This is a genomic window from Streptomyces sp. WAC06614 (assembly GCF_003949795.1).
Taxonomy (GTDB): Bacteria; Actinomycetota; Actinomycetes; order Streptomycetales; family Streptomycetaceae; genus Streptomyces.
Genome location: NZ_RPRY01000756.1, coordinates 1 through 752, shown reverse-complemented (window position 1 = coordinate 752; position 752 = coordinate 1). Strand labels below are relative to the sequence as shown.

Here is a 752-nt window from a genome sequence, read left to right as displayed (position 1 = left end):
CGTCGACTTCGGCCAGGGCCACTTCACCGCGATCATGGGCCCCTCCGGCTCCGGCAAGTCCACCCTGATGCACTGCGTCGCCGGCCTGGACACCTTCACCTCCGGCTCGGTCCGCATCGGCGACACCGAACTCGGCTCCCTGAAGGACAAGCAACTCACCCGACTGCGCCGCGACAAGATCGGCTTCATCTTCCAGGCCTTCAACCTGCTGCCGACCCTGACCGCCCTGGAGAACATCACCCTCCCCATGGACATCGCCGGCCGCAAGCCCGACCAGCAGTGGCTCCACACCGTCATCGACATGGTCGGCCTGTCCGGACGCCTCGGCCACCGGCCCACCCAGCTCTCCGGCGGCCAGCAGCAGCGCGTGGCCGTCGCCCGCGCCCTGGCCTCCCGCCCCGAGATCATCTTCGGCGACGAACCCACCGGAAACCTCGACTCCCGCTCCGGCGCCGAAGTCCTGGGCTTCCTGCGCAACTCCGTACGCGAACTCGGCCAGACCGTCGTCATGGTCACCCACGACCCCGTCGCCGCCTCCTACGCCGACCGGGTCGTCTTCCTCGCCGACGGCCGCATCGTCGACGAGGTCCTGCGCCCCACCGCCGACGGCGTCCTCGACCGCATGAAGGCCTTCGACGCCAAGGGCCGCACGAGCTGATCAGTCCCTGATCCTCCGAAGCCACCCACAGACTTCCAGCCCCAGGACCGACCTCCATGTTCCGTACCGCCCTGCGCAACGTGCTCGCGCACAA

Annotated in this window: 1 protein-coding gene; it reads left to right on the top strand. The window is 69.0% G+C overall.

All coding sequences use genetic code 11. From position 1 onward, the window contains the following. A partial coding sequence (locus EF918_RS36325) for an ABC transporter ATP-binding protein (RefSeq protein ID WP_148141380.1) occupies window positions 1-658 on the top strand: 658 nt, incomplete at its 5' end. Window positions 659-752: the final 94 nt, after the last annotated feature.